Origin of the sequence: Rufibacter ruber (assembly GCF_001647275.1) — a bacterium.
In the GTDB taxonomy this organism is placed as follows: domain Bacteria; phylum Bacteroidota; class Bacteroidia; order Cytophagales; family Hymenobacteraceae; genus Nibribacter; species Nibribacter ruber_C.
This window is the reverse complement of sequence record NZ_LRMM01000147.1, coordinates 1-1,862: the sequence shown is the minus strand read 5'-3', so window position 1 is coordinate 1,862 and position 1,862 is coordinate 1. Positions and strand designations below refer to the sequence as shown.

General features: G+C 44.2%; 1 protein-coding gene. It reads left to right on the top strand.

All coding sequences use genetic code 11. The features are described from left to right. Positions 1-984: 984 nt before the first annotated feature. A complete protein-coding gene (locus tag A8O25_RS22250; protein WP_066839861.1) occupies positions 985-1,728 on the top strand; it encodes a porin family protein in 744 nt (247 codons plus the stop codon). Positions 1,729-1,862: the final 134 nt, after the last annotated feature.

The window sequence follows — 1,862 nt, the reverse complement described above, 5'->3', positions numbered from 1 at the left end:
AAACCCAACACCCTTTTGAGCCCCCACGGACGCCGCCCGCGGCGGGCGCTGAGACAGAACCCGCCTCAGTCTCAGCCAGTTCCCCACTGGAAGTTTTTTCTAAAAATTGTCTCCCCGCCTGCTCTGCAGTGCAGGAAGCTGCCCGCCTCTGGGTTTCCCGGCTGACGGCGCCATGTCTTTACAATCTATATTGTGGCAATTTGACGCTTTACATGGGGATTTACAGCTATATCAGTTTAACAGAAAGGTCTGTGAGCTTAAGCTCTACTGCGTCACCCAAGTAGTGATGCGTACCTACCTTTTGTGGCAATCCGCTTTTATCTCTCTATAAGAGGAGTTTCGCCTCCTACTTTTACAGATCATTTCTCTTCTTTATAATGGAGGGATAGTTTGCTAACTGCTTTACTATATCGCAACTTCTACTATCTCTTACCTTATCACAAGAAAGTGGCTTTAATTATTAGGTTGGATTCAGCTTCTCCCGCACGCTTGCAGAATGATGGTTCACTCTCTTTCTTCCGTCTGCTTCTTCTCTCTATATATTGAGCACACTACCTATATATATATAAGAGCGAGCCCTCATGCTTTACCAGGACACTACCTCTACTATTATATAGAGGTAGATTATATATAGAGAGGTAGACTAGTAATTCATCTACATATATAGACTACGGTGTTAGCGTTTCCTGTTTTTGAGCTGTTTTTCAAAAATCAGCTCAAAAACAGGAAACGCTATTCTTACGGCTAAGCTCCTTCTGCCAATTCATTTGCCCCACCACTCCTTATAAATAGAACAGCTCCGTTTTCTTTTGTAAATATTTTTTAGAAGCCCGTAGGGGAAACCTTGCTAAGCTCTGTCTGGAATACAGGGCAACGGCTACAGGTTGCAAATATAGAGGTATTCCTTCTGCTGTTTTCATAGCTGTACGCCCTACACAAACCATACTACTTCTGAACCCTTATTCTTTTCAGCTCACTCAACCTATGAAAAAATTAGCGATTCTGGTGGCAGCCATTTTCTCTGCCGCTTTGGCCCAAGCACAGTCAGGGGTACAGCTTGGTTTGAAAGCTGGTTTCAGCTATAGCACGTTCACCGGCGAAGAGTCTTCAGACGAAGAAGACATGGGGGTAGGCTTTAAGAAAAAGTATACGCCGGGCTTTCATGCTGGTGTTTATGCTAACTTCAAAATCACTGACAATTTCTTTATTCGGCCAGAGGCGCTGTACTCCATGAAAGGCTCCAGGTTATCTTTCATGTTTCCTGATCTTTCTACTATTGACTTAGGAGATTGGGGAGACCCTTCTGACTGGGAAAATGGAGGCTTTGGTTTCATATTCGAAATGAAGAAGTACCATGCAAAAATGACGCTGCACTACCTTGATGTTCCCGTAATGGCCCGCTACCAGTCTGGCAACTTGTTTGTAGAAGCCGGCCCCACTGTTTCTTACCTGGTCAAGTCTAAAATAGATATGCGTGAGTTTGAAGAGGCCATGGATTTCTGGGCCGAAGAAGAGGGAGATGTAAAAGAAGAAGTCATTAGCAGCGAAGATGACCTGAGAAAAATTGACCTAGGGTATGCCCTGGGCGCCGGCTACCAGTTCAGCAATGGCCTGGAGTTAGGCTTACGATATAACGGCGGGTTTACCACCGTCTTCAAAGACGATGAGTCTAAGCTAAAGAACTCAGTTTTTCAGCTGTCATTGGCTTACAGTTTTGGTGCTAAATAAATTCACCTGGCCAAGGATGTTTATTTTAAACCTGTAGAAGCTGTTTAGAGTTTAATAACTTCCAAAGAATTAGGGAGGTAAAAGTGTTTGCGACAACATTTCTCACCAAGCCCTAACTCAATGGAAGCGATAAG

Bases quoted from the DNA above. Each gene is read 5' to 3' on its own strand.
- A8O25_RS22250 (WP_066839861.1), top strand. From the start codon at position 985: ATGAAAAAATTAGCGATTCTGGTGGCAGCCATTTTCTCTGCCGCTTTG.